Source organism: Vibrio sp. Y51_MX_L26 (assembly GCF_024181935.1).
Classification (GTDB): Bacteria; Pseudomonadota; Gammaproteobacteria; order Enterobacterales; family Vibrionaceae; genus Vibrio; species Vibrio diabolicus.
In genome coordinates this window covers 90,698-116,348 of record NZ_JAMZAS010000014.1, presented here as the reverse complement: position 1 = coordinate 116,348, position 25,651 = coordinate 90,698, and the positions used below count along the sequence as shown (strand labels likewise).

Here is a 25,651-nt window from a genome sequence, read left to right as displayed (position 1 = left end):
GCCGGGGGTCGCGGGTTCGAGTCCCGTCCACTCCGCCACTTATATTAAGCCTCAGTCGAAAGACTGGGGCTTTTTTCGTTTTGGTTGTCCGACTTCCCTTAACCGCATTTCCATATTGAAACCTTGCATCGAGAGGCAGGCTTCCCTCTTCGCTATGCTTTCTAAGCCCTGTCATGAGAGAGGTGGTGCGTAGTTACTGCGGTTTCTACTGAACCGGGTCCCAGTCTCGAGCGCTAGTTTTGAGCCCTTGTGCTTACTTACCAAAGCTTCCTTTATTATTATCTGGAAAGTTTATTCACTAGGTTATGTTATTTTCGGGGAAGATTTCTCTGCTTTAGATGTTTTGATTTAGCCACAGGCGCTCATTAAAATAAACTCAGCGCATTTAAAACTTTCCGAACATGGATTTTGTTTGCAGATCTATTTAAGCCAGTGCCTGCCTTAAAGGATATTCGCTACTTCTTCCCTCTAACCCTCTCCAACCTACAAAGCCACCACTACGTTCGTATAACGTGAGCGGTATAGGTGCTCTCATAGCTGTGTTTGCTAAGTAAGTCGTTCACCTGGCACATTGACTGAGGAAAGGTCTTCTTTCAGTGGACCTTCGTGTAAGTCACGATAGTTTTAATAATTATCTGGCACTTTTTATTCTAAAGGTGTACGCTTCACATCGAATGTTTTTTCGACAGTAAACCATGTTATATCTCTTGTTTAAAAGCTTTGTAAGAAGGCTGAACTCCGTGCAAAAAACGCGATGAAGTGTTGCTCGGAGTCTTAAATTAATCTTCATCAGGTGTTTTATGCGTGAGTAACTTCGCTGAAGTTATACGCAGGCGTCTGTACACCTGATAAAAGAGAAGAGATGGCCGGTGATATTTCATCATCGGCCTTTTTGTATCTGTTAAGCAGCTACAAAGCATTATCCAGTATTGAAATAAGGGCCGGTATTGATCACCAGCCCTTTTTATTTGGTTAAAAACATGAGTATTTTACAAGTTAAAAATTTGTCTTATCAGCTCGCTGATAAGAGTTTATATAATAACGCGACATTTCGAATTAACGTGGGAGAGAAAATAGGTATCACCGGAGCGAATGGCGTTGGAAAAAGCACCTTATTAAAACTGCTTATCGGTGAATTATCTGCAGATAAGGGCTGCATTGACTGGTTACCAAACCTTGAGGTGGGGTATTTAGAGCAACATTTTAAGATGGATAATGCGCTGACGGTTTATGAATGCTTAAAGAGTGCTTTTGAGAACTTATACGCTGCCGAGCAGAAGCTTTGGACTTTGTATCAGGCGATGACCGAGTCTCACTCTAAATCTCTTTTAAGCCAAGTCGCCCGACTACAGGCATATTTAGAAGATGAAGACTTCTATGCAATTGATACCAAAATTGAACAAGTTGCTGTAGGTCTTGGCATTTATCAATTTGGCTTAGATACACCGCTTGTCTCGCTAAGTGGGGGTCAAAGACACAAGGTCCTTTTAGGGAGGTTGTTACTCCGCAACCCCGATGTGTTAATTCTCGACGAGCCGACAAACTATCTTGATGCTCTGCACATTGAATGGTTGGTCACGTTTCTCAACGATTACACTGGCACTGTTTTACTGGTTTCTCATGATATTGACTTCCTTAATCAAGTAGCGACCAGTATTTGTGATATTGATTATCAAACGGTCCGAAAATACAGCGGCACTTATGTCAAAGCAATGCAGCAAAAGCATCACGACGGTGCTTTGTTAGAAAAGCAATATAAGGCTCAGCAAAATGAAATTCGAAAGTTAGAGCAATTTATTGCCAAAAATGGCGCTGGAGTTAACGCGAGTCTTGCTAAGGGACGCAAGAAAAAACTGGATAAAATCGAACGTATTCAACTGAATTGTATAGAGAAAGTTTCGATGTTTGACTTTGCTCACCAGCCTATTGGGCAACAGTATGTGATTGACGCAAAAGCGTTGATGATAGGTTATCAGCAGCCTCTGCTTCCTGCGCTTGATATCACGTTAGCGCGCGGGGAGAAGTTGGTCGTTTCTGGTTTTAACGGCGTAGGTAAGTCGACTTTAATTAAAACCCTTATGGGGGAGATCGAGCCGCTCTCTGGTGAGGTGGTATTGGCAAAAGGTGCAATGATTGGGTATTTTTCTCAAGATTTGTCTTGGCGTCACCCTCAGCACACGCCTGAGCAGGAGCTATGCTCTTGTGATCCAACGATATCAAGCAAAGAATCACGCAAGATATTAGCTCGCTTTGGGGTCACCGGAGATAAGACGCAGCGCCACCTAGATACATTAAGTGGAGGTGAGCAAACTCGCGTGAAACTTTGTTGTTTATCAGTCCAGAAATGCAATGTTTTGCTGTTGGACGAGCCAACGACACATTTGGATAGCAGCAGTAAAAATGCGCTTAAAGAGGCTCTCCAGCGCTTTTCTGGTAGTGTGATTGTGGTATCTCATGAGAAGGCGTTTTTACAATCTTGGCCTGATATAGTTTTAGATATTTCGTTGCTCACTTATGCTGAATCGGAAACAGAACAGGAGGTGGAGCTATGATGCAGTCCATGATCCTATTTCTTGTTGCTTTTCTTGTTGGTGCTGATGAGTTGATGCTTGGATCTATTCTTGAACCTATCGGAAATGATTTAAGTGTTCAACCGAGTCAGGTTACGTTATTTATTACGGCATATAGTTTAGCTATAGCAATTTGCGCTCCTTACCTGGGACGTTTATCAGACCGGGTTGGGCGTATTCGTATCATGTTGCCTGCTTGCTTCGTATTTGGGGTTGCGTCTATTACGACGGGCATAGTTCATGATTTTGAACTTGCGATTGCAAGTCGAGTGATCACAGGTATTGCAAGTGCAGGCATGTTGCCAATTGCATTTGCGTTGGCGGGAGACGCGAAGGGTAATAGAGCGATGCGTCAAATTGTGATGGTTCAGGCGGGATTAACGCTGGGTATGATAACCAGCCCAGCGATCGGAGCATTGCTGACCCAGCTTTTATCATGGCGTGCCGCTTTTATTATTTTGGGCGTTGCGGCTCTTCTTGTCGGTGCCATGAGCGTAGTGTTCATGAACAACAAGCATAATGAGTCCAAGAAGTCAGATATTCTGCCACCTATCACAGACGTCATTCATCTTCCAGGCGCGTTGAGGGCGATTCTAGCGATGTGTTTAGGCCTAGGGGGAGGTATTGGTGTATTTAACCTGATAGGCCTTCATATTCGAGATACCAGCGAGTTGGCGCTCGGTTGGGTGGGCGCTATTTATGCTGCTCTAGGGATCGTGAGTGTGGTTGGAAATATGTGCGTGGGGAGAGCTTGCCGTTGGCTTGGTAGCTCTCGAGCCGTTATGCGAGTGGCTTTAGTGGTGTGCATACCTTGCAGTGCATGGGTGTTCTCAAATGAGATGAGTACGGTGACCGCTTATCTTCCAGCTCTAGTGCTCTGGTCTCTTGCTGGAGGGGTAGGCTCTCCGGCGTTACAAGCACATATAGCAAGCTTATCTGATGAACATCGAGGTGTGCTGATGTCTTCTGGAATGAGTATGATGCACTTTGGTGTCGCGATTTGGTCTGCCTTGGCGGGCTTTGCTTATTCTGTAGGTAGTGAATGGGTCGCTGTCGTGGCTTTGTTATTGTTTGGCTCAGCGGTAGTTATATTAAAGCCAGTTGGTAATGCTGAACAAAGTGAGCGTTATTCGTAGTGTTTTAGTAGATAAAGAAAAGCCGTTACCTAAAAAGGTAACGGCTTGTTCCAAATACTTTTTGAAAGCCGGTCTTAGTTCATGCCGTATTTCTTAAGTTTTTTGCGAAGAGTACCGCGGTTGATACCCATCATAGTTGCCGCGCGAGTTTGGTTACCGCGAGTGTACTGCATGATAGTATCTAATAGTGGCTGTTCAACTTCAGCTAGAACTAATTCGTATAGTTCTGTTACTTCCTGGCCGTTTAGTTGAGCAAGGTAGTTTTTAAGAGACGCTTTAACAGAGTCACGTAAAGGCTTCTGAGTAATCTGGTCTTGTGACGTTACTGTAGTTACTGTTAATGCTTCTGAAGTCAGATTTTGTTCGAACATATTCGGTCTAGCTCTTCTCTTAATTATGATGCAACGTTATCAAAATAACCTTCTAACGCCTCAATTTGCAGCGGAGCTGCGTCGATAGCGTTGAAGGTACGGCGAAACTCACTTGCCTGTTCATGCTCTTTCAGGTACCACCCAACGTGCTTGCGCGCGATACGTGGACCTAAGAACTCCCCATAAAATTCATGCAGAGCATTTACATGACCAAGCATAATGGTTTTCACTTCCTCAGTTGGAAGCTCCTCCATTGTGGTGCCGTTTTCCAAATAGTGATGGATTTCCTGGAAAATCCAAGGACGACCCTGGGCAGGGCGTCCAATCATTAAAGCGTCCGCACCGGTGTACTCCAGTACAAATTTGGCTTTCTCCGGGCTATCGATATCACCGTTCGCGATAACCGGAATTGAAATCGCCTCTTTTACCGCTTTAATGCTGTCGTATTCGGCCTCACCTTTGTACATACATGCTTTCGTTCTGCCATGCAGAGCAAGAGCTTGTATGCCGCAGTTTTCGGCTAATTTAGCGATCTGGACACAGTTCTTGTTGTCTGTATCCCAGCCAGTTCGAGTCTTTAACGTTACAGGAACGTCCACTGCATTCACGACCGCTTTCAAAATCTCTTCGATAATGTTTGGGTATTGAAGCAGAGCAGAGCCCGCTAGCTTCTTATTCACTTTTTTTGCCGGGCAGCCCATGTTGATGTCGATGATTTGTGCACCGTTCTCAACACTGAATTGAGCTGCGTCCGCCATAAGCTGTGGATCGGAACCCGCAATCTGTACAGAGCGAATGCCCGATTCGCCCTCGTGTACCATGCGCTGTTTCGACTTTGACGTTCCCCATAGTTTTGGGTTAGCAGACATCATTTCACTGACGGCCATTCCCGCACCATAGCGAAGACACAACTCGCGAAACGGTCTATCCGTTACACCAGCCATAGGGGCTACGATTAGATTGTTCTTAAGTTGATAGTTTCCGATTTTCAAAACGTCATCACAGTTCTGTACCAGCAAGGGCGCGCATTTTACGCATTTTTTCACTGCGTGAAAAGACTAATATTTGAGCATTTACAAATTGTTTTTGTAAATTGTATGAATTTCAAACAATTAGCTCTGAAAACCTTGTCTAGCCTTGCTTACGACCAGAGATGCGACACCATTCACTTTGCTCAACAATCGGGTCAATGTGAAGCTCGTCACGGTAATAGTTCGCAACATCTTCGGCTTGAGTGTCTAATACGCCAGACATAGCGAGGTCGCCATGTGGCTTAACTAGGCCTTTAATGATTGGTGCAAGTTCACGCAGTGGGCCAGCAAGAATGTTAGCAACAACCACGTCTGCAATCAGACCTTCTGGTTGATTTTGCGGTAAGTAAACTTCTAGTTTGTCTGCAACGCCATTACGCTCAGCATTGTCTTTTGAAGCAAGCAGTGCTTGAGGATCAATGTCGATCCCTATCACTTTTTCAGCGCCCAGTTTGATCGCAGCGATCGCCAGAATGCCAGAGCCACAACCGAAGTCGATAACGGTCTTACCGCTAAGATCCATGCTTTCTAGCCACTCAAGACAAAGTGCTGTTGTAGGGTGAGTACCCGTACCGAATGCAAGGCCAGGATCCAACATAACATTAACAGCGTCAGGATCTGGAATGTCGCGCCAGCTTGGACAAATCCATAGGCGTTCACCAAATTTCATTGGGTGGAAGTTTTCCATCCATTCGCGTTCCCAGTCTTTATCTTCAAGCTGTTCTACTTTGTAAGCAAAATTGTCAGCCAGCATATTGCTCGCTTTAATTTGGTCGATGATGAAGTTAGTGTCTGCTTCTGCATCATACAGTGCCAGAATGTCAGTATCGCCCCATAAGCGAGTTTCGCCAGGTAGAGGTTCGAATACAGGTGTATCCTGCGCGTCTAAGAATGTAACAGACAGCGCGCCAGTCTCTTCCATTAGCATATCGCCGATTTGCTCAGCGTTTTCATTGGTCGCGTTGAGTTTGATTTGAATCCAAGGCATTGGTTTTTGCTCTTAAAGTGAATGAAGTGGCGCAGAGTTTACCAGAACTCTACGATTTGTTTGAGTATATACCCAAATAAGCCTACGTATTTGTTGAATGCTTAGAGTCCATACAAAACAAAAATGCCCACGGGTGTGGGCATTTTGTAAGACGTTAGCTAAGGCTTATTGTAAGCCAAGCTTCTTCTCTAGGTAGTGGATGTTTGCACCACCGTGTTGGAAGTTTTCGTCATTCATAATAGAGAATTGCAGTGGCACGTTAGTTTTGATGCCTTCGATGATCATCTCACCCAGTGCGTTTTTCATACGTGCAATCGCTACATCACGGTTCTCACCGTAAGTAATCAGTTTACCAATCATTGAATCGTAATGAGGTGGTACTGTGTAACCAGAATAGATGTGTGATTCCCAACGCACACCCATACCGCCAGGCGCGTGGAAACGCTCGATCTTACCTGGAGATGGTAGGAAGCGTTCTGGGTCTTCTGCGTTGATACGGCACTCAATCGCATGGCCACGGATCTTAATGTCATCTTGAGTGAATGACAGAGGTTGACCCGCAGCAACGCGAAGCTGTTCTTTGATTAGGTCGATGCCGGTAACCATTTCTGTTACTGGGTGTTCTACCTGAATACGAGTGTTCATTTCGATGAAGTAGAATTCACCGTTCTCGTACAGGAATTCGAACGTACCTGCGCCGCGGTAACCAATTTCGATACATGCACGAGTACAACGTTCACCGATGTACTTACGCATCTCTTCAGTGATACCTGGTGCTGGCGCTTCTTCCACTACTTTTTGGTGACGACGTTGCATTGAACAGTCACGCTCACCAAGGTGGATTGCGCCGCCTTGACCGTCAGCGATAACTTGTACTTCAACGTGACGAGGGTTTTCTAGGAATTTCTCCATGTAAACCATATCGTTGTTGAACGCTGCTTTTGCTTCAGCGCGCGTCATTGCAATCGCTTGGATTAGGTCTTTTTCTGCGCGAACGACACGCATACCACGGCCACCGCCGCCACCAGACGCTTTGATGATGACTGGATAACCAATGCGTTTAGCAAACGCCTTGTTTTTCTCTTCGTCGTTGTCCAGAGGACCGTCAGAACCAGGTACACAAGGAACACCAGCTTTCTTCATTGCGTTGATAGCCGACACTTTGTCACCCATCAGGCGGATAGTGTCTGCTTTTGGACCAACGAAGATGAAACCACTGCGCTCAACTTGCTCAGCGAAGTCTGCGTTTTCTGACAAGAAGCCGTAACCAGGGTGAATGGCAACGGCCCCTGTTACTTCTGCTGCAGAAATAATTCGTGGGATATTTAGGTAGCTGTCGATACCACGAGCAGGGCCGATACACACGGTTTCGTCTGCGAGTAGTACGTGCTTAAGATCGCGGTCAGCTGTCGAGTGAACAGCGACGGTCTTAATACCTAATTCTTTACAAGCGCGAAGAATACGAAGTGCAATTTCACCTCGGTTCGCGATGACTACTTTGTCTAGCATAAGGCAAGCCCCGCTTATTCGATTACAACAAGAGGTTGGTCGAATTCAACTGGTTGGCCGTCTTCAGCTAGGATCGCTGTAACAACGCCAGATTTGTCCGCTTCGATTTGGTTCATCATTTTCATGGCTTCAACAATACATAGCGTATCGCCAGCATTTACTTTCTGACCCACTTCTACGAATGCTTTAGAGTCTGGGCTTGGAGAACGGTAGAAAGTACCAACCATTGGAGAAAGAACTTGGTGACCTGCAGGCGTTGCAGCTGCTGGAGCTTCTGCCGCTGGCGCTTCTGCTACTGGTGCCGCTGCTGCTGGAGCAGGTGCCGCTACTGGAGCTGCTGCGTAGTGAACTGGTGCTTGAGGGGCTGCAGTGCCGTGACGACTGATGCGTACTGACTCTTCACCTTCAGAAATCTCTAGCTCAGCAATGCCAGACTCTTCAACTAACTCAATTAGCTTCTTGATTTTACGAATATCCATCTTTTCTTTCTCTTTTATCTTGTGATTAAGACAACCCTCGTGGGGTTGCAGAGTGTTAGGGTTACTTTGCCTGTAGCTTATTAATCGCGGCAGACAGAGCGAATTCATAACCTTGTGCGCCTAGACCGCAAATCACGCCTTCTGCTTTATCTGAAAGATAAGAGTGATGACGAAATGGTTCACGTGCGTGCACATTTGATAAGTGCACCTCAATAAATGGGATGGCGACGCCAAGTAATGCATCTCGCAGTGCCACACTGGTATGAGTGAAAGCCGCTGGATTGATGATGATGAAGTCAATCTTGCCATAAGCAGCATGAATGGCTTCAATCAGTTCGTACTCACGATTTGATTGTAGGTGCTCCAGTTCCACCCCAGCGTTATGAGCTTGCTTCGTAAGAGCATCCACAACTTGTGCTAAGGTGCTGTGACCATAGTGTGTCGGTTCGCGCAGACCCAATAGGTTAAGATTTGGTCCGTTTAGAACAAGAATCCGTGACTTTGCAGACATTATGTTGCTATCTTCCCTTATCGTGAGTGGAACGTTTATATTCCCAAATATACGATAGTTCAGCACGGTTTTTTTGTTAAAACCGAGCAAATTTTAAAAAATCGACCAAGATTATAGCTAATTCATAGCAATTAGCAGCAATTTACTGGTCTAATCTCCTAATAGCCACCTTCGTTTCTGTAACCAAGTTAACAAAAACAACATAATTGCCATGTTCTTTATGTGGCTAATTTGTGCGCAAAAGCAAAAAACCGCCATGAGTGATGGCGGTTTTTAAAGTGCTTTTAAAACAGTTGGTTGAATTTATGCCAATTCTGCTTTCTCTGCGATAAGTTTGTCTACCACGCTTGGATCGGCAAGCGTTGACGTGTCTCCGAGGTTGCTTGTGTCGCCCGTTGCAATCTTACGCAGGATTCGACGCATTATCTTACCAGAGCGAGTCTTCGGTAAGGAATCCGTCCAGTGCAGTACATCTGGTGTCGCGATTGGACCAATCTCTTTACGCACCCAATCTTTAACTTCTTTGTGCAGCTCTGCTGACGGGAATTCACCATCGTTCAATGTAATGTAAGCGTAGATAGCTTGGCCTTTGATGTCATGTGGAATACCAACAATCGCCGCTTCTGCAATCTTGTGGTGCGCCACTAGCGCTGATTCAATTTCAGCGGTACCCATACGGTGACCCGACACGTTCAGTACGTCATCAACACGGCCAGTGATCCAGTAGTAGCCGTCTTCGTCACGACGCGCACCATCACTGGTGAAGTACATCCCCTTAAAGGTTGAGAAGTAGGTCTGTTCAAAGCGCTCATGGTCGCCGTAAACCGTGCGCATCTGGCCTGGCCAAGAATCAAGGATAACCAAGTTACCTTCAGCAACGGTATCTTCAAGAATGTTGCCCATATTATCGACAAGAGCAGGCTGGACGCCGAAGAATGGGCGAGTCGCAGAGCCTGGTTTTAGATCGGTTGCCCCTGGTAGTGGCGCAATCAAGATGCCGCCAGTTTCCGTTTGCCACCAAGTATCGACGATAGGTGAGTTCTCGTTACCAATCGTTTTGTAGTACCACTCCCACGCCTCTGGGTTGATTGGTTCGCCCACTGAGCCCATGATGCGCAGGCTTGAACGAGATGTGCCTGCAACCGCTTCATCACCTTTTGCCATTAGCGCACGAATCGCGGTTGGGGCGGTGTATAGAATGTTGACTTGGTGTTTATCAACCACTTCACTCATTCGGCTTGTGCTTGGGTAGTTTGGTACACCTTCGAATAAGATGGTCTTCGCCCCGTTTGCAAGTGGACCGTAGATTAGGTAAGTGTGACCGGTAATCCAACCCACGTCCGCGGTACACCAGAAGGTTTCGCCTGGTTGGTAATCGAACACATATTTGAAGGTCATCGCCGCGTAAACGAGGTAACCGCCTGTTGTGTGTAGTACGCCTTTAGGTTTGCCTGTTGAACCTGAGGTGTAAAGGATGAAGAGCGGATCTTCGGCTTTCATCTCTTCTGGTGGGCAAACGTCAGAAACGTTAGCTGTTGCTTCGTGCCACCAAACATCACGGTGTTCATGCCATTCGACATCACCACCTGTGCGTTTAAGCACCAACACTTTATTGATGGTTTTTACGTCTGGGTTAGTTAGTGCTTCGTCCACGTTCTTTTTCAGAGGAACGGCACGCCCGCCGCGTACGCCTTCATCAGCGGTGATCACGACTTTCGCGTCAGAGTCGATGATACGGCCAGAGAGTGCTTCTGGTGAGAAACCGCCAAATACTACGGTGTGAACCGCACCAATACGGGTACAAGCGAGCATAGCCACTGCGGCTTCTGGCACCATTGGCATGTATAAACACACCACGTCGCCTTTACGTACGCCTTGCTCTTTCAATGCGTTGGAGAACTTACATACTTCTTTGTGCAGTTCGTTGAAAGTGAGTGTTTTGTCGTCGGCTGGATCATCACCTTCCCAGATGATTGCGACGTCATCCCCGTGTTCTGCGAGATGACGGTCAATACAGTTCGCCGAGACGTTCAGTGTGCCATCTTCAAACCAACGAATGTCGACATGACCAGTATCGAAAGAGGTGCTTTTTACTTTGGTGAAAGGTTTGATCCAATCAACGATTTTGCCGTGTTCGTTCCAGAAGCCCTCTGGATCGGTTACCGACTGCTGATACATGGCTAAGTAAGTATCATTATCCGCGTGTGTATGTGTTTTAATATTTTCTTTTACCGGATAAACGTGGGCTTCGCTCATGGCTTCTCTCCTTGTGCCTTATTTCTCGGCCTTACACCAATCTAGATAAGATTTTGAATATGTTTTTGTAGGGCTGTTTTTTGGTTCTAAATAACTTGGTCGTGGTAATGACGACGTTGTGCTTATAACTGTCAGTCACTGCGCGTATTTCCACAATTAGACTTTAGGATGAGAGTGAAGGAAGCGCCGTGAAATCGCTGAAACAAAAGTATTTCTGGGAGCTAGGTCAACTGATTTTTATGTATACGGCGCGGTTAGGTTGGGCAAATCGCCTTTCGTTAAGCGAACAAAGACCAAAGCGGCAGAAATCGCATCTTGTAAAGCGTCGTGTTTATCTTGGATAGGAAGTTCGAGGTGTTTACAAATGGCATCCAGACTTAAGTCGAAATAGGCATTCGGCAAATGTCTTTCCAGCTTGTCGTGATAAATCTGACTGACCTCGATGAGCGGGTTAGGAAGTGGGAAGCCAAGTTGCCTCAGACAAGCAAGATCTAAGATCTTTTTATCGTAACGAATGTGATAACCGACAAGTGGTCGGTTGCCGATAAAGTCGAGCAGCTCGAGCAGCGCCTCTTTTTCGCTAATCCCGTCGACTAAGTCTTGGTGGCGAATTCGATGAATTTTGACTGAGCCAGAATCGAGCGATTGCGGCGCGCGTAAGCGGACTTCAAATGGCTGGCTAGTGATGATGCGGTTGTCGATGATCTTCGTGGCCGCAATGGTCACCAACTCGGCGCGATTTGGATCAAGGCTGGTGGTTTCGCAGTCGAGAGAAACGTATTCCGTTTTATCGGGCGTGCAAAAAAGCGACTGATAAGGAGAGCCTTTCAGTTTGTAGTGCCAGTATTTGCGTTGTAACCAGTTCATTGCCTACGCCTCTGTATGATTTATGAAAATCATGGTTAATCACGAATTTGATAGTGGAAGCCTAAAAATTGCTTAAATTTTTTCACGACATGTAAGCTGTGGCGAAGTAAATCACGCTCGGTTCTATCCAGTTGTTTAATATCAATGTTATTCAATGCTTCTTGCTTTTTGAGTTGTTGATTAAGGCGAACCTTAAAGAACAATTTCAGTGCTTCGTTGAGGTTATCTGCCGTTTCAGGCTCTAAGATGCGTTTTTTCCGAAGTGCTTCAATGCGCTCAAACGTGTTCTTCTCCTCAATGGCATATTCCAAAGACAAGGTGCGAATGCCGTGCACAATTGGGAAAATGCCGCCGCGTTTAATATCTAACCCGTCCTTAGCACTTTTTACGTTGCCAAACAGAGTTAGGGGCACAGAAAACTGCAAGGCAGGGCGAGTAAAATCAGACAGTATCAACATGCGATCTCTCATTGTGTCGCGAAGGTGGGCCGCGATTGGAGCCAGCAGCTCGCGATTTCCCGCAACAGCATGGGCGTCACTGAAAATGGCTAAGTCCATGATTTGTTGTGGTTCGGCTTTGGCTATCCAGCGGTCTAAGGTGTTTATCCACTCGTGCTGCGTTTTGACCCATTTCGGGTTGTTGACCATGACTTTACCCGGGCAAAGTGGATAACCGAGCTGTTGTAGAGTGTGCGTGAAGGATTGCATCACTTGTTCGCAATGAGGCCATTCCAAACCATCTTGAATAATTAGAGCATTGTCTTGGTCTGTCTTGAGAATTTGTTCTCCTCGACCTTCTGAGCCGAGTACGATTAAGCAGCAATGATCGTGCAAGGCTGGTGGAACCACTAACTCGAACGCTTTTTCGATAATTTGCTCGTTCACGGCGGAAATCAGCTCCATGATAAAGCGAGTGCGGATGCCGTTTCTCAATAAACTCTCGACCAATTGACGCTGGCGGTTTGAGGCCAATGCGAGCTCTTCCACACTGCTTGCTCTGGCAATACTGAGCGTTAACACGTGAGAGTGGGTGGAGAACGCGCTGAGAATTTGGGTCATATCCAGCATGCCGACGGCTTGGTTGCCATCACATACCATGAGACGTTTCATTCGATTTCGGGTCATGGTGATCATGGCGTTGAATAAAAAATCACCATCATCAACGTGATAGACAGGAAAGGTGGCGATATCACCAACAGGGGTATTGAGTGCGCAGCCATCTAACATCACGGAGTGCAGCATGTTGGTGCGCGTCACGATGGCGTATGGATGAGCCGAAGGCCATTTTTCTAATCGCGGATCGTCATCATTGAGTTTGACAAGTGCTGCATCGATCCCATTTGCTTTTAGGGTGTGCGTCACCTCGTTAATCGGCGTATTTGGCTCAAGGATCATCGGTGGGTGATAAATGCTGCGGTCAACTTTGGTGAGGATAAACTCTGCCAAGTTTTGTTGTTGGTGAGCGGCTTCGATGAGTTCTTGTCGCTTTGATAAATTGTTATCGAAATAGGCCGCAAACTGACCATTCTCGTTGTAAAGCGCCAGAAAGACGTCTTTCGGTAGCAGATAGGAGAGCGTGTCTTCAAGTGCGATGTATTGATGACGTACGTTGTCTTCAAGTAACGAGCGCACATCAAACATATCGTCGTTGGCATAATGCGCGAACACTTCCTGCTGATCTTGGGAGCGCTCTTCTACCGCGCCTTTGATCAGAATATGCAAGTGAGGGTTCTTCTGTCCGCAAGATAAAATTACATCTCGAGCTCGATAGTAGGCAACGTCCAGAGACGAGCGCAGTCGTGTCTGTTGTGCTTCGGTTAAGCGGTCGAACGGTGGAGATTGCATGTTAAATTTGTCAGGCATGAGAACACCCAATGATGGAAGGAACACTCTCTAAGTCTGACAAATTTCCTACCGGAAGCCAGACGACTTTGGTCTAAATCACGATGATTTCGCTTTAAGATGGCCAATGTCGCAAAGTTAGTATTCCATCGAGGAAACGATAAGTTGCCTATTCTTCCCTTTTTATAATACGCATAGCGATCCATAATTCCCGGTTCGAACGTTGATGTTCCCGTTTTAGGATATTAGTAATGTTGAAACCTTCTCCGTATGGCTGGATTTCCCAGTACTTTCTCGGATTCTTCTTTGCGTATGGCGTATATCTGCCATTTTGGTCACTCTGGTTTAAGGAGCAAGGTGTCTCTTCGACCGACATCGGTTTGCTAGTTGGGTTAGGTCTTGCGACACGTTGTGTCGCCAATATCGTGATCACCCCACGAGTGCACAAAGTTGAACACCTTATGCCTGCTTTACGTTGGTTGAGTTTCGCTGCCCTCCTTTTTGTTGGATTTCACTTTTTTACAGGTGGCAGTTTTTGGTTAATGGCGTTAGCGACGGTGCTATTTAACCTCTGTTGTGGACCGATTGTTCCATTATCGGATGCGATGGCAAACTACTACGCTCGTCTGAAAATGCTCGATTATGGCCGTACGCGCTTATGGGGCTCGATCGCCTTTATCGCGGGTTCGACGGCCGTGGGTTATCTGGTGGCTGAATTTGGCTCTGATATGATCTTGTACACGGCGATGGTCGGGGTGTTAGTTTCGTTGCTATTTTCAATGCGTATGACTAACCCGATGCCCGTTACGCTTGGTGGGCAAAGCGCGGAGCGTCCAAAACTGAGTGCTCTTTTGACTGACAAGCCGATACTTAAATTCTTAGTGTTGGTGTCATTAATTCAGGGCAGTCATGCGGCTTACTACGGTTTTAGCGCTATTCACTGGAAAGCCGCAGGTCATTCGGAAGATGTGATTGGCTATCTGTGGAGCTTGGGTGTTGCAGCCGAAGTGGCAGTGTTTGCGCTGAGCAAGCGTTTATTTGTCGGTTGGTCAATGCGCGCGTTATTTGTTGTTGCTGCCGTTGGTGTGATGATGCGTTGGGGCATTACGGCATCGACAACGTCGATTGTTGCTTTGGTGATTGTTCAATTATTGCATGGCGTGACCTTCGCAACGGCACACATTGCTGCAATTCAATATATCCAAAACTCGGAAGAAAATAAGATAGTGGCGCTGCAAGCATTGTATAACGCGATTCCGCTAGGCGCATTCATCGCACTGATGACCGTGTTGAGCGGTTGGGGTTATGAGCACTGGGGACCACTTGTGTTCTGGGGCATGGCCGCGATGGGTTTATTGGCATTGTTCATCAAGCTCGAACCACAAGAGCCACATCATGTGGTCGATGTATCAGACAAGTCACTGGAAACACAGAATTAGACTTCTGTGACAAAGGTTAAAAACTAAGCTTTGTCTCCGTTGTGAAAGCAGTGTTAAATGAAACCTCTCCCTAATGGAGAGGTTTTTTTATTCTCTTGCTTTAAAACGGCAAGAAAGGCAAGAAAGGATATCGGATGCAAGGATGGCTGGTGGTTCCCGTTTCTTTGGCGTATTTGGGAGCCTTATTTATCATCGCGTGGTACGGCGACATTCAGAAAAGGTGGTTAGCACGCTGGCGGCCGTGGATTTATAGCCTTTCCATTGCGGTGTACTGTACATCGTGGACCTTCTACGGCACGGTCGGGCAGGCCAGCAGTAACCCTTGGTCTTTCTTGCCCATCTATATTGCCCCCATTTTAGTGTTTACCATCGGATGGCGCGTTTTAGCTCGGCTTATTTTGATTGCTAAACGGGAACACATTACGTCGATTGCTGATTTTATCGGAGCTCGTTACGGCAAATCTCAAGGTTTGGCCGTAGTCGTTACACTCATTGCGGTTGCGGGAATTTTGCCGTACATCGCTTTGCAGCTGCGTGGTATCACCATGGGGCTAGAAATCATTGCCCCAGAACTGGCTACCGATTTTGGTTATCAAAACGATAGCGTGTCGTGGTTTGTCGTGGTCGCACTGGCAATTTTTACCATGCTATTTGGTACCCGGCACATTGATAACACGGAACACCATCGTGGGATGATGATGGCGATTGCCTTCGAATCGATTATTAAACTGTTGGCGTTTTTAGTAGTCGGTGTATTCATTGTTTGGTTGGCGATGAACACCGAGAATTTGAGCTTAGTTGATGTTGCCGCACAGACGTATCAGTCACCAAACATCCCGACCATATTGATTCATACCGTACTCACGATGCTGGCGATTGTTTGTCTTCCACGACAATTCCATACGATGGTGGTGGAAAACGAACGCGCGCAAGATTTGCATGTTGCTCGTTGGTTGTTTCCCATTTATCTGATCTTGATGGGGATTTTTGTTTTACCTATTGCGTGGGTAGGGCAAGGGTTGTTGAGTGGTGCTTCGCCTGATACTTATGTGATCAGTGTGCCGATGTCGGTAGGGGCGAGTGAAATCGCTTTGCTTGCATTTTTAGGCGGCACTTCGGCAGCCAGTGGCATGGTTATCGTGTCGACGATTGCCTTAGCGATCATGGTATCGAACGACTTGGTTATGCCACTACTGTTGCGTCGCATGCGATTGACGCAGCGTAACCATCATCACTTCTCTGAATTATTACTGCGGATCCGCCGTGGTCTGATTTTAGTCCTACTAATTGGCGCTTGGGGTTTTTATCAAGCGTTAGATACCATTCATTCACTTTCTGCTATCGGCTTTCTCTCATTCGCGGCTATCACGCAATTCGCGCCTGCGCTGGTAGGCGGTATGTACTGGCGTCAAGGGAATAAGAAAGGTGTGTATGTTGGCTTGGCGGTAGGCTTTACCATCTGGCTGATAACGTTAATGAGCCAAACGGACATGCTTGCCGGGAATGCCAGTAACAACTTTTTGATTTGGTTGATCACCCCACCAGAGGTATTGGCTGGCTTTGACATTGCGATTTCAGATTGGGGGATGATCCTCAGCGTGGTCGCCAATGCAGTATGTTTTGTTGTGGTTTCTATGACCACACGACCAAGCCTAAGTGAGCGCTTACAATCGGCGTCATTCGTTGGTACGCCACTGCCTGAAAGCGAAAACATGAGCCTGTACCAGAGTCGTGTTACGGTTGCTGAACTAGAAATGCTAGCGTCTAGGTTTGTTGGGCGAACGCGAGTAAAAGCGGCTTTTCAAGCGTATTGGAGCCAGCAACGAGAAGAGCTAATGCCGAATCAGCAAGCGCCATCCTCTCTGATTCGACATACCGAACGTGTATTAGCCGGGGTATTCGGTGCTTCTTCTGCTAAGTTAGTACTTACTTCTGCCCTGCAAGGAAGAAACATGCAGCTTGAAGAGGTGGCGACTATCGTCGATGAAGCCTCTGAACTGTACGATTTTAGCCGAGGCCTACTTCAAGGGGCGATTGAACATATCGGCCAAGGTATTGCGGTGGTCGATAAGCAATTACGCTTGGTGGCTTGGAACCAACGCTACTTAGAGTTATTTGAATTTCCGCCAGGCTTGATCCAAGTTGGGCGACCGATTGCGGATGTGATTCGGCACAATGCAGAGCAAGGTTTATGTGGCCCAGGCGATCCTGATGACCACGTCCGTCGCCGTGTGTATCACCTTGAGCAAGGGACTCGGCACACTTCTTCTCGGGTCCGTCCCGATGGTCGCGTGATAGAGGTGCAAGGTAACCCAATGCCAGGAGGTGGCTTTGTGATGAGCTTTACCGACATCACCGTATTCCGAGATGCAGAGCAAGCGCTGAAAGACGCCAACGAGACATTGGAAGAAAGGGTACGTCTGCGGACTCGGGAATTAGAACAACTTAACAAGCAGCTGGTGGCAGCGACGCAACGCTCCGATTTGGAATCGAAGTCCAAATCACGGTTCTTGGCGGCAGTAAGCCATGACTTGATGCAGCCACTCAACGCTGCGCGCCTGTTCGCTTCTTCATTGTCGGAAGTAGCCAAAGACAGCGAAGCCAAAAAGCTGTCGGCTCACATTGAGAGTGCTTTAGAGGCGGCCGAAGACCTGATAGGAGATTTGCTGGATATTTCGCGCTTGGAGTCGGGCAAGCTGGAAGTCAATGTGCACGGTTTTGCGTTAAACGATGTGTTGTCGAATTTGAATGCGGAGTTCAGCGCATTAGCTAAGCAACAAGGTATAGCATTCACCATGATTCCATCCTCACTCATGGTGAAATCGGATCCCAAACTGCTGCGCCGTGTGGTGCAAAACTTCCTGACCAATGCGTTTCGTTATAACCCGAATGGCAAAGTGGCGCTTGGTGTTCGCCGGGTAAAAGGGCGAGTGCGTATTGATGTGTGGGACAACGGTGTAGGTATTGAAGAAGAGAAGCAGCAAGAGATCTTTGAAGAGTTTAATCGCGGAACTCAAGTTCGTTCCGACCAAGGTCTCGGGCTTGGTTTGGCGATTTCCAAGGGAATTGCTCAAGTGCTCGGGCATGAAATTTCGATGCGTTCTTGGGTTGGTAAAGGCAGTGTCTTTTCTATCACGCTTGATAAAGCCGATCATGTGCAGCCGCACCCAGTTCAAGTCACGACAAGTAACCAGTCTGAACTTGGTCATCTAAGAATTCTATGTGTGGATAATGAGCCCGATATTTTAGTCGGTATGGAAAACTTACTGTCTCGATGGGGCTGCGATACGCGAGTGGCGACCGATTTGGTCGAAAGTCTACAAGCTCTCGAGGATGGTTGGATTCCGGACGTGATTTTTTCCGATTACCGACTTGATGATGGTCGTACTGGCTTGGAAGTGCTACAGCAATGTCGCTTGAGACTAGGCAGCTGCTTTGAAGGTGTCATCATCAGCGCGGATCGTACCGATGATATGCTTGATGGCATCAAGGCAAATGGGTTCAGCTTTATTGCGAAGCCAGTTAAGCCGCTTAAATTGCGTTCGGTGCTCAACCGCGTCGCATAGATTTAGAGTGTTTTAGCGTTGCTATAAAAGAGACCTCCGAATGGAGGTCTCTGTGTTTGTAATCTTATTTTGGTTTGTAGGCTGAGTTTGCCGCTTATTCCGCGACGCCACCTTGGGTGAGTTTTGCGGGATTAAGCAATCGTTCTAGCGTTGCTCTATCTAAATCGGTTTCTTCTTCCGCGACATCAATAATCGCACGCCCCTGCTTATAGGCTTTTTTCGCGACTTCTGCCGCTTTTAGGTAGCCAATGACCGGGTTGAGGGCCGTGACCAAAATTGGGTTTTTGGCGAGCGCTACATCCAAGTTGTCTTGACGAACTTCGAATGTTGCAATGGCTTTATCAGCTAAAGCCGTTGCGCTGTTAGCGAGTAAATCGATGCTCTCCAATACGTTATGAGCAATGACAGGTAGCATGACGTTTAGTTGGAAGTTGCCTGCTTGGCCCGCGACGGTAATCGTGGTGTCATTACCAATGACTTGCGCTGAGGCCATAGCTGCGGCTTCTGGGATCACAGGATTTACTTTGCCAGGCATGATGGAAGAACCCGGTTGCAAGCCTTGTAATTCAATCTCACCTAAACCAGCCAATGGGCCTGAATTCATCCAACGAAGATCGTTTGCGATCTTCATGATCGCAACTGCTGCTGTTTTGAGCTGTCCCGACAGAGCGACGATCGCATCTTGACTGCTTAAATTGAAAAAGAAGTTATCACTGGCCGTGAACTGAATACGAGTTGACTGGGTTAGGTTGCTAGCGAATAAGTCAGCAAAGCGTGGATCGGCATTGATCCCCGTGCCAACCGCTGTACCACCTTGGGCTAAGGCTTTTACCGCAGGAAGTGCTTGTTCAATCGCTTGTTTTGCGTGCTCGATTTGGAACTGCCAACCGCCAAGTTCTTGAGCAAAGGTAATTGGCATCGCGTCCATTAAGTGGGTGCGACCGGTTTTTACAACATCTTTCAATGCTTGTTGCTTAGACTCTAGTGTTTGGATGAGGTGTGACAGGGCCGGGAAGAGCTGTGTTTCAATGGCTAATGCTGCGCTAACTTGAATGGCCGTTGGCACCACATCGTTACTGCTTTGTCCCATGTTGACGTGATCATTAGGACTGACGGTACCGCCTAGATGCTGGGAGGCCAGTGTTGCAATCACTTCATTCGCATTCATATTTGAGCTGGTGCCTGATCCGGTTTGAAATACGTCAATTGGAAATTGCTCAATATGATTGCCCTCGATAATCGCCTGAGCTGCGTCAGCAATCGCATTAGCGATATCACCTTCAAGCAGCCCCAATTGTGCGTTGGTGAGTGCCGCAGTCTGCTTGATGTGTGCCAACGCTTGGATGAAGCCAGATGGCATCTTATGTTGACTGAATGAGAAGTTATCGACGGCGCGCTGAGTTTGGGCTTGGTAGAGTGCATCTGCTGGGACTTTCACTTCGCCCATACTGTCAGTTTCTATGCGGAATTCGGTGCTCATGGTAGGGATCCTTTTGGTTAATCGAGTGAGATTTGAATCAGGCGTAATTGTTGTTGTAATGCGAGACATTTCACGTCGCCTTGTTCAAACTGATAGTAATAGCGTTTGAGACAGAATAATGGCGTATGGATAGAATCGAGACAGACACGACGGAAGATGCGACTGCGAGTGGAGTCTTGAATTGCGTCTAGTAGATGGAAATAAACCTGACGCAAAAACAGCTCACACAACAATAGATTTTCTTCATCGGCACCGTGTTCATAGCAGGAAGACAACACCATTCCCCAATGAATATAGTCATGAATTACGTCTGGCTCAAAGCCGTGTGGTGCGGCGAGAAGGAATCTATCTTGTGCTTTAAAAAATGCGTTAAAGATGTCCCGTTTGTTGTCCATAACCACCTCTCGCTTAATGTAATGATAATTATTATCAATTAAGTGGTGGGTTGGCAACCCTTTTTAGAGTAAGAGGTTGTTGAAGAAAGACTTACGGAAACAAAAGCCGACGTAAAAGCGTCGGCAGAGAGGGAATTATTTAGTCCTGAGGTGACAATGAGGTATCGACGTTTTGGATATCGGTGTCTTTATCTGTGGCCATTACTCTGTAAATAAGGTTTCGTACTTCACAAACGCGGTTTGTGTTTCGCCGTAATAAAGTGTGCCTCCAGATTGAATGACGACTCTTAACCAACTTTCTGCGGATGCTGGTCTTGGTAAGGTAATGTACCAACTTTTTCCAGCCTGATCGGCGGGCTTCATATCAATCGGCTGAGCATTTTTCTCTTCGTCATTAACGATGGAAACTTTGACCCCTTCGAGTGGATAGGCGGCATTGAGTGACAATTCTAAGCCATTTTTCGTGAGCTGTTCTGAGCGAAACTTCACTTTAAAGTCGCCATTTTCCATGTCACACAGTCCACTGGTGTAACGACAGTTAGACTTACTCGCGAGTTTGTAAGTTTCCCCTTCTTGTGCCGCGTGGGGTTTCTCGCTGAGTGCCATATCGGTGCCGAAGTAGGCGATCAAAGAAAGAATCGGCGCAATAAGCAGAGCGAGAATAAAGTGCTTGTTTTTGAACATAAAATACTAATTCCATCAATTATCTGTTCATTTTAACTGGCTAAAATCACTAATAACTTCGTTAATGATTTTGAAGGTAGAGCAACTAGCTTGCTGCAATCTTTGCCCTGTTCTAAACGATTGTTTCTGCGTTCCCCGAACATATAATCAATGCCATTCGTGTGCTTCCTTGCTACGGCTCAGGGAATCTAATTATTAGAATAAGTTAGATGAATAAAAAAGCCCCAAGTGGGGCTTTTGTGGCTTGCGTTATATTTTAGTGATCCACGGCATCGCCTGCACCAACAGGGACACGAACGTGTTCAACAAGATCTTTAACTTCTTGAGGTGTTTCCGCTGTAACTTTCGATACCGCGAATGCCACGATGAAGTTAAATAGGGCGCCGATAGCACCAAACGCGTTTGGCTCAATACCTAGGAACCAGTTGGTTCCCCAGCTTTCTAGATATTTCCAGTCAGCAACGAATAGGATGCCTTTGTGCTGGAATACGTAGAACAGTGTGATACTGATACCGGCAATCATACCGGCGATTGCGCCTTCTTTATTGATACCTTTGCTGAAGATACCCATCATCAACGCAGGGAAGATGGATGACGCAGCAAGACCAAAGGCGAGCGCCACCGTACCAGCTGCAAAGCCAGGAGGATTCAATCCGAGATAGCCTGCGGCTGCGATTGCCACCGCCATCGAGATTCGGCTGGCAAGCAGCTCCTTCTTCTCGGATATGTTCGGATTTATAACCCCTTTAATTAAGTCATGGGAAATCGCCGACGAAATAGCAAGCAACAGACCCGCTGCTGTGGATAGCGCTGCAGCGAGGCCACCAGCGGCTACGAGTGCAATGACCCAGTTTGGTAGCTTAGCGATTTCTGGGTTTGCTAGTACCATGATGTCACGGTCAACTCGCAACTCATTGGTGTCAGGGTTTGAGGTGTACTCGATCAGGCCATCGCCATTCTTATCATCAAAGCCTAATAGACCTGTTGTTTCCCAGTTTTTGAACCAATCAGGGCGCTCATCATACGCAAGGTGTTGGCCCGGAGCTGGGTTAACGGTATCCATTAGGTTTAGACGAGCCATTGCTGAAACTGCTGGCGCTGTTGTGTATAGAATCGCTATGAACACAAGTGCCCAGCCAGCAGAAGTACGCGCATCACGCACCTTAGGTACCGTAAAGAAACGGATGATAACGTGTGGTAGACCCGCAGTACCGATCATCAATGACATGGTGTAAACGAACATGTTTAGTGTGCTACCGCGAACCTGTGTGGTGTACTCACTAAAGCCGAGTTCGGTCACCACTTGGTCGAGCCTATCGAGCAGATAAACATCGGTGCCTTGAATGGTACTCCCGAGGCCAATCTGAGGTAGCGGGTTACCTGTAAGTTGCAGAGAGATAAAGATTGCAGGGATAGTGTAAGCAAGAATGAGTACGCAATATTGAGCAATCTGCGTGTAAGTGATGCCTTTCATGCCGCCAAGTACGGCGTACATGAATACGATACACATACCAATCAGTAGGCCTGTTGAGTAATCAACTTCTAGGAAGCGACCGAAGGCAACGCCAACGCCTTTCATCTGGCCGATAACATAAGTGACCGATGCGATGATAAGACAGATAACCGCCACGATACGTGCCGTATTCGAGTAAAAGCGTTCACCAACAAACTCTGGCACCGTAAACTTACCAAACTTACGTAGATAAGGGGCGAGTAACAGTGCAAGCAGTACGTAACCGCCCGTCCAACCCATTAGGAATACGGAGCCGCCGTAACCCATAAAGGCAATCAGACCCGCCATTGAGATGAACGATGCCGCCGACATCCAGTCAGCAGCGGTTGCCATACCGTTAGCGATTGGGTTGACCCCGCCACCAGCGACATAGAACTCTTTGGTTGACCCCGCACGCGCCCAGATCGCAATACCGATGTAGAGGACGAAGGTTGCACCAACAACCAAGTAGGTAATAGTTTTCAAATCCATCTGAGTTACTCCTTACTCATCTACGCCGAATTCACGGTCGATTTGGCGCATCTTCCATGCGTAATAGAAAATAATACCTAGAAAGGTGTAGATGGAGCCTTGCTGAGCAAACCAGAAACCAAGTTTGTATCCACCTAATTGAAATTGATTAAGTACGTCGACAAATAAAATGCCGCAGCCGAAAGACACTACGAACCAGATGACCATAAGGCCAATCATGAGCTTCACGTTTTTGTCCCAATAGGCTTTGGCTCTTTCTTCGCTTTCAAATGCCATTGCCGTCTCCTTACGATTGGTATTGTTGTTAAAAAAATGTTTCAACATGTACATTAGCAAGGTGTTGGCAAGAACTCTTTTCAACTTTAGTCGGGGTATAAAAAATAAAAAACTCCCGTGATATGGGCGCTTAGAGAAGAGTTAGGGTTATTTGTTGATGTTAAAAAGCTGTTAAATTAGCCAAAGGTCTAAGGAGAAAAATGATAAAAAGCACGAATAAGAGACGTGATTAATTTTTTCTTCATTGATTTTAGCGATCCTTAACAGAAACATTCTGCGTTCTTCTTTTTATCAATCAGCGAAAAAATTGGCGTGAAAAATTCACAAGTAATTTATTTACATAAAGTTTTCGTACCAAATCACCGTTTTAGCGCACAATAAAGTAATATAACTGAGTCATTCTCGTACAACCTCGCGCTTTGGGACGGTTTAAGGAGGAGGCAGATTAAGGCATTAACTTATTAACGAAGTCGCCTTAGCTCATCACAAGCATATCGTTTTTCATTAAGGGAGGGTGAGAATGGACGCAGACACCATTAATAGTTTTTTTCTTATAGGTGCGTTGTTAATCGCACTTAGCGTTCTTTTAAGCCCAGTTTCCTCTAAGTTGGGAATCCCAATTCTTTTGGTATTTTTAGCCGTTGGAATGCTGGCGGGGGAAGACGGTTTAGGCGGTATTTTATTTGATAATTTTTCGATCGCTTACTTGGTCAGTAACCTCGCATTAGCCATCATTTTGCTCGATGGTGGTATGAGAACACGGGTTGCCAGCTTTAGGGTGGCGTTATGGCCTTCGGTGTCCTTGGCAACGTTTGGGGTTGCGATCACCACTATTTTGACCGGGCTGATGGCAACGTGGTTATTCGACTTAGACTTGCTGCAAGGTATATTAGTTGGTGCGATTGTCGGCTCCACAGATGCTGCTGCGGTTTTTTCTCTACTCAAAGGTCGTAGTCTTAACGAACGTGTTGGCTCAACGCTGGAAATTGAATCCGGCACCAATGATCCTATGGCGGTGTTTCTGACTGTTACTCTGATTGCTATTTTAGCGAACCCAGATGCAGATTTGAGTGTGGGCTTTTTGGCGCTCAGTTTTCTTAAGCAGTTTGGTATTGGCGCTTTACTCGGTTTTTCTGGTGGCTGGATTTTGTGGAAGGTCATCAATCGTAATCAACTGCCGGATGGCTTATATTCGATTTTAACCGTCAGTGGTGGCTTGCTGATTTTCGCTTTATCTAATGCATTAGGTGGCAGCGGTATTCTGTCAATTTATCTGGTTGGTTTACTGCTAGGTAATCGTCCAACACGCAGCCGCCATTCCATTCTTCATGTGCTAGATGGCATGACGTGGCTAGCTCAAATCGGTATGTTCCTCGTGCTTGGTTTATTGGTTACGCCTTCCAACTTGCTCTCTATTGCGTTGCCTGGTTTGGCGCTGGCCTTTGGGATGATTTTATTTGCCCGTCCAATCTCGGTTTGGATCGGTTTACTGCCATTCAAGAGTTTCACACCACGTGAAAAGTGGTTTGTTTCTTGGGTGGGCTTGCGCGGTGCTGTCCCAATTATTCTGGCGGTCTTTCCAATGATGGCAGGATTGCCAGATGCGCAGTTGTACTTCAATTTGGCGTTTTTCGTGGTAATGGTCTCTTTGATTGTACAAGGTGGCACATTGACTAAAGCGATGTCTCTGGCGAAGGTAGAGCTACCTTCTAAACCTGAGCCAATTTCACGCACAGGTGTGGAGATTTACCCAACTAGTGAGTGGGAACTGTTTATCTATAAGCTTAAAGCGGATAAATGGTGTATTGGTGAACCATTGCGTAGTCTTTCGATGCCGGATGGAACGCGCATCGCCGCAGTATTTCGCAATAAAGCGTTATTGCATCCGTCAGGTAGTACGCGCCTCGAAGAAGACGATACCTTGTGTGTGTTGGCGCAAGAAAAGGATTTGGATGCCCTGAGCTTGCTATTTAGTGAAGCGCCTGAGAAAGCGTCATTGGCACGATTCTTTGGTGATTTCTTCCTAGATATTGAAGTGAACCTTGCCGATATTGCGATGATGTATGGCCTGAACTTGGGCGATGAATCACTCGATAAAAGCTTAAGAAACCTTGTAGAAGAACAATTGGGGAGTACACCAGTGTTAGGGGACCAATTCGAGTGGCAAGGCTTGCAATGGATCATTGCCGATGTCGTTGACCAACAAGTCACCAAAGTAGGTATCCGTTTGCCAAGCGAGCAAAGCCTGCTCGCTGACGAGGAGTGAGT

The 25,651-nt window shown here is 46.7% G+C and carries 19 protein-coding genes; 5 read left to right on the top strand and 14 right to left on the bottom strand.

Annotated elements, in window-relative coordinates:
* The first annotated feature begins 980 nt into the window (after positions 1-980).
* Together NL645_RS20960 and NL645_RS20955 are read left to right on the top strand one after the other, a co-directional pair.
* On the top strand, positions 981-2,552 hold the full coding sequence (locus tag NL645_RS20960; RefSeq protein ID WP_253652330.1) for an ABC-F family ATP-binding cassette domain-containing protein: 1,572 nt from the start codon (positions 981-983) through the stop codon (positions 2,550-2,552).
* Positions 2,549-3,706, top strand: coding sequence for an MFS transporter (locus tag NL645_RS20955; protein WP_253652329.1), 1,158 nt, complete (start codon positions 2,549-2,551; stop codon positions 3,704-3,706). Before NL645_RS20960 ends, NL645_RS20955 begins: the two co-directional genes overlap by 4 nt.
* Before the next feature lie 74 nt (positions 3,707-3,780).
* On the opposite strand, the gene fis is transcribed toward NL645_RS20955, so the two are convergent.
* The 9 genes from fis to NL645_RS20910 form a co-directional block, all read right to left on the bottom strand.
* Positions 3,781-4,077, bottom strand: a complete 297-nt coding sequence (gene fis, locus NL645_RS20950) for a DNA-binding transcriptional regulator Fis (RefSeq protein ID WP_000462885.1) — start codon at positions 4,075-4,077, stop codon at positions 3,781-3,783.
* Positions 4,078-4,100: 23 nt separating this feature from the next.
* The gene (dusB, locus tag NL645_RS20945; RefSeq protein WP_005382505.1) at positions 4,101-5,069 is read right to left on the bottom strand and encodes a tRNA dihydrouridine synthase DusB; all 969 of its coding nucleotides are present in this window, start codon (positions 5,067-5,069) and stop codon (positions 4,101-4,103) included.
* Positions 5,070-5,208: 139 nt separating this feature from the next.
* Positions 5,209-6,096, bottom strand: a complete 888-nt coding sequence (prmA, locus tag NL645_RS20940; RefSeq protein WP_012841316.1) for a 50S ribosomal protein L11 methyltransferase — start codon at positions 6,094-6,096, stop codon at positions 5,209-5,211.
* A gap of 165 nt (positions 6,097-6,261) precedes the next feature.
* A complete protein-coding gene (gene accC / locus NL645_RS20935) occupies positions 6,262-7,605 on the bottom strand; it encodes an acetyl-CoA carboxylase biotin carboxylase subunit (protein WP_005397839.1) in 1,344 nt (447 codons plus the stop codon).
* Positions 7,606-7,619: 14 nt separating this feature from the next.
* On the bottom strand, positions 7,620-8,084 hold the full coding sequence (accB, locus tag NL645_RS20930; RefSeq protein ID WP_005397840.1) for an acetyl-CoA carboxylase biotin carboxyl carrier protein: 465 nt from the start codon (positions 8,082-8,084) through the stop codon (positions 7,620-7,622).
* A 61-nt stretch (positions 8,085-8,145) separates the two neighbouring features.
* Complete coding sequence (gene aroQ / locus NL645_RS20925; protein WP_005397842.1) at positions 8,146-8,595, bottom strand: type II 3-dehydroquinate dehydratase; 450 nt, start codon at positions 8,593-8,595, stop codon at positions 8,146-8,148.
* A 303-nt stretch (positions 8,596-8,898) separates the two neighbouring features.
* Positions 8,899-10,851, bottom strand: a complete 1,953-nt coding sequence (acs, locus tag NL645_RS20920; protein WP_006742998.1) for an acetate--CoA ligase — start codon at positions 10,849-10,851, stop codon at positions 8,899-8,901.
* A gap of 237 nt (positions 10,852-11,088) precedes the next feature.
* Positions 11,089-11,718: a 3'-5' exonuclease gene (locus NL645_RS20915; protein WP_005382363.1), complete on the bottom strand. Its 630-nt coding sequence runs from the start codon at positions 11,716-11,718 to the stop codon at positions 11,089-11,091.
* Positions 11,719-11,753: 35 nt separating this feature from the next.
* Positions 11,754-13,580 carry a DUF294 nucleotidyltransferase-like domain-containing protein gene (locus NL645_RS20910; protein ID WP_253652328.1) on the bottom strand — a complete coding sequence of 609 codons (1,827 nt, stop codon included), beginning with the start codon at positions 13,578-13,580 and terminating at the stop codon, positions 11,754-11,756.
* A gap of 230 nt (positions 13,581-13,810) precedes the next feature.
* Between NL645_RS20910 and NL645_RS20905 the strand changes: the two genes are divergently transcribed.
* Both NL645_RS20905 and NL645_RS20900 read left to right on the top strand, forming a co-directional pair.
* A complete protein-coding gene (locus NL645_RS20905; RefSeq protein ID WP_167426162.1) occupies positions 13,811-14,998 on the top strand; it encodes a 3-phenylpropionate MFS transporter in 1,188 nt (395 codons plus the stop codon).
* Positions 14,999-15,132: 134 nt separating this feature from the next.
* The gene (locus NL645_RS20900; RefSeq protein ID WP_048626672.1) at positions 15,133-18,564 is read left to right on the top strand and encodes a PAS-domain containing protein; all 3,432 of its coding nucleotides are present in this window, start codon (positions 15,133-15,135) and stop codon (positions 18,562-18,564) included.
* A 94-nt stretch (positions 18,565-18,658) separates the two neighbouring features.
* Here the strand turns inward: NL645_RS20900 and NL645_RS20895 are convergent, their stop codons facing one another.
* The 5 genes from NL645_RS20895 to NL645_RS20875 form a co-directional block, all read right to left on the bottom strand.
* Positions 18,659-20,044, bottom strand: a complete 1,386-nt coding sequence (locus NL645_RS20895; protein WP_253652327.1) for a lyase family protein — start codon at positions 20,042-20,044, stop codon at positions 18,659-18,661.
* Between the two features lie 17 nt (positions 20,045-20,061).
* Positions 20,062-20,439 carry a hypothetical protein gene (locus NL645_RS20890; RefSeq protein ID WP_253652326.1) on the bottom strand — a complete coding sequence of 126 codons (378 nt, stop codon included), beginning with the start codon at positions 20,437-20,439 and terminating at the stop codon, positions 20,062-20,064.
* 201 nt (positions 20,440-20,640) lie between these two features.
* Positions 20,641-21,123 carry a hypothetical protein gene (locus NL645_RS20885; protein WP_012841321.1) on the bottom strand — a complete coding sequence of 161 codons (483 nt, stop codon included), beginning with the start codon at positions 21,121-21,123 and terminating at the stop codon, positions 20,641-20,643.
* Positions 21,124-21,379: 256 nt separating this feature from the next.
* Complete coding sequence (locus NL645_RS20880) at positions 21,380-23,107, bottom strand: sodium:solute symporter family protein (protein WP_005397550.1); 1,728 nt, start codon at positions 23,105-23,107, stop codon at positions 21,380-21,382.
* A gap of 12 nt (positions 23,108-23,119) precedes the next feature.
* The gene (locus NL645_RS20875; RefSeq protein WP_005397548.1) at positions 23,120-23,383 is read right to left on the bottom strand and encodes a DUF4212 domain-containing protein; all 264 of its coding nucleotides are present in this window, start codon (positions 23,381-23,383) and stop codon (positions 23,120-23,122) included.
* 520 nt (positions 23,384-23,903) lie between these two features.
* Here NL645_RS20875 and NL645_RS20870 point away from each other — a divergent pair.
* Entirely contained in the window at positions 23,904-25,649 is a 1,746-nt protein-coding gene (locus NL645_RS20870) for a potassium/proton antiporter (protein WP_104974718.1), read from the top strand.
* Positions 25,650-25,651: the final 2 nt, after the last annotated feature.

Excerpts from the sequence above, each read along its gene's own strand:
- NL645_RS20960 (WP_253652330.1), top strand. The coding sequence starts at position 981 with ATGAGTATTTTACAAGTTAAAAATTTGTCTTATCAGCTCGCTGATAAG.
- NL645_RS20955 (WP_253652329.1), top strand. The coding sequence starts at position 2,549 with ATGATGCAGTCCATGATCCTATTTCTTGTTGCTTTTCTTGTTGGTGCT.
- fis (WP_000462885.1), bottom strand. The coding sequence starts at position 4,077 with ATGTTCGAACAAAATCTGACTTCAGAAGCATTAACAGTAACTACAGTA.
- prmA (WP_012841316.1), bottom strand. The coding sequence starts at position 6,096 with ATGCCTTGGATTCAAATCAAACTCAACGCGACCAATGAAAACGCTGAG.
- accC (WP_005397839.1), bottom strand. The coding sequence starts at position 7,605 with ATGCTAGACAAAGTAGTCATCGCGAACCGAGGTGAAATTGCACTTCGT.
- accB (WP_005397840.1), bottom strand. The coding sequence starts at position 8,084 with ATGGATATTCGTAAAATCAAGAAGCTAATTGAGTTAGTTGAAGAGTCT.
- aroQ (WP_005397842.1), bottom strand. The coding sequence starts at position 8,595 with ATGTCTGCAAAGTCACGGATTCTTGTTCTAAACGGACCAAATCTTAAC.
- acs (WP_006742998.1), bottom strand. The coding sequence starts at position 10,851 with ATGAGCGAAGCCCACGTTTATCCGGTAAAAGAAAATATTAAAACACAT.
- NL645_RS20915 (WP_005382363.1), bottom strand. The coding sequence starts at position 11,718 with ATGAACTGGTTACAACGCAAATACTGGCACTACAAACTGAAAGGCTCT.
- NL645_RS20910 (WP_253652328.1), bottom strand. The coding sequence starts at position 13,580 with ATGCCTGACAAATTTAACATGCAATCTCCACCGTTCGACCGCTTAACC.
- NL645_RS20905 (WP_167426162.1), top strand. The coding sequence starts at position 13,811 with ATGTTGAAACCTTCTCCGTATGGCTGGATTTCCCAGTACTTTCTCGGA.
- NL645_RS20900 (WP_048626672.1), top strand. The coding sequence starts at position 15,133 with ATGCAAGGATGGCTGGTGGTTCCCGTTTCTTTGGCGTATTTGGGAGCC.
- NL645_RS20895 (WP_253652327.1), bottom strand. The coding sequence starts at position 20,044 with ATGAGCACCGAATTCCGCATAGAAACTGACAGTATGGGCGAAGTGAAA.
- NL645_RS20890 (WP_253652326.1), bottom strand. The coding sequence starts at position 20,439 with ATGGACAACAAACGGGACATCTTTAACGCATTTTTTAAAGCACAAGAT.
- NL645_RS20885 (WP_012841321.1), bottom strand. The coding sequence starts at position 21,123 with ATGTTCAAAAACAAGCACTTTATTCTCGCTCTGCTTATTGCGCCGATT.
- NL645_RS20880 (WP_005397550.1), bottom strand. The coding sequence starts at position 23,107 with ATGGATTTGAAAACTATTACCTACTTGGTTGTTGGTGCAACCTTCGTC.
- NL645_RS20875 (WP_005397548.1), bottom strand. The coding sequence starts at position 23,383 with ATGGCATTTGAAAGCGAAGAAAGAGCCAAAGCCTATTGGGACAAAAAC.
- NL645_RS20870 (WP_104974718.1), top strand. The coding sequence starts at position 23,904 with ATGGACGCAGACACCATTAATAGTTTTTTTCTTATAGGTGCGTTGTTA.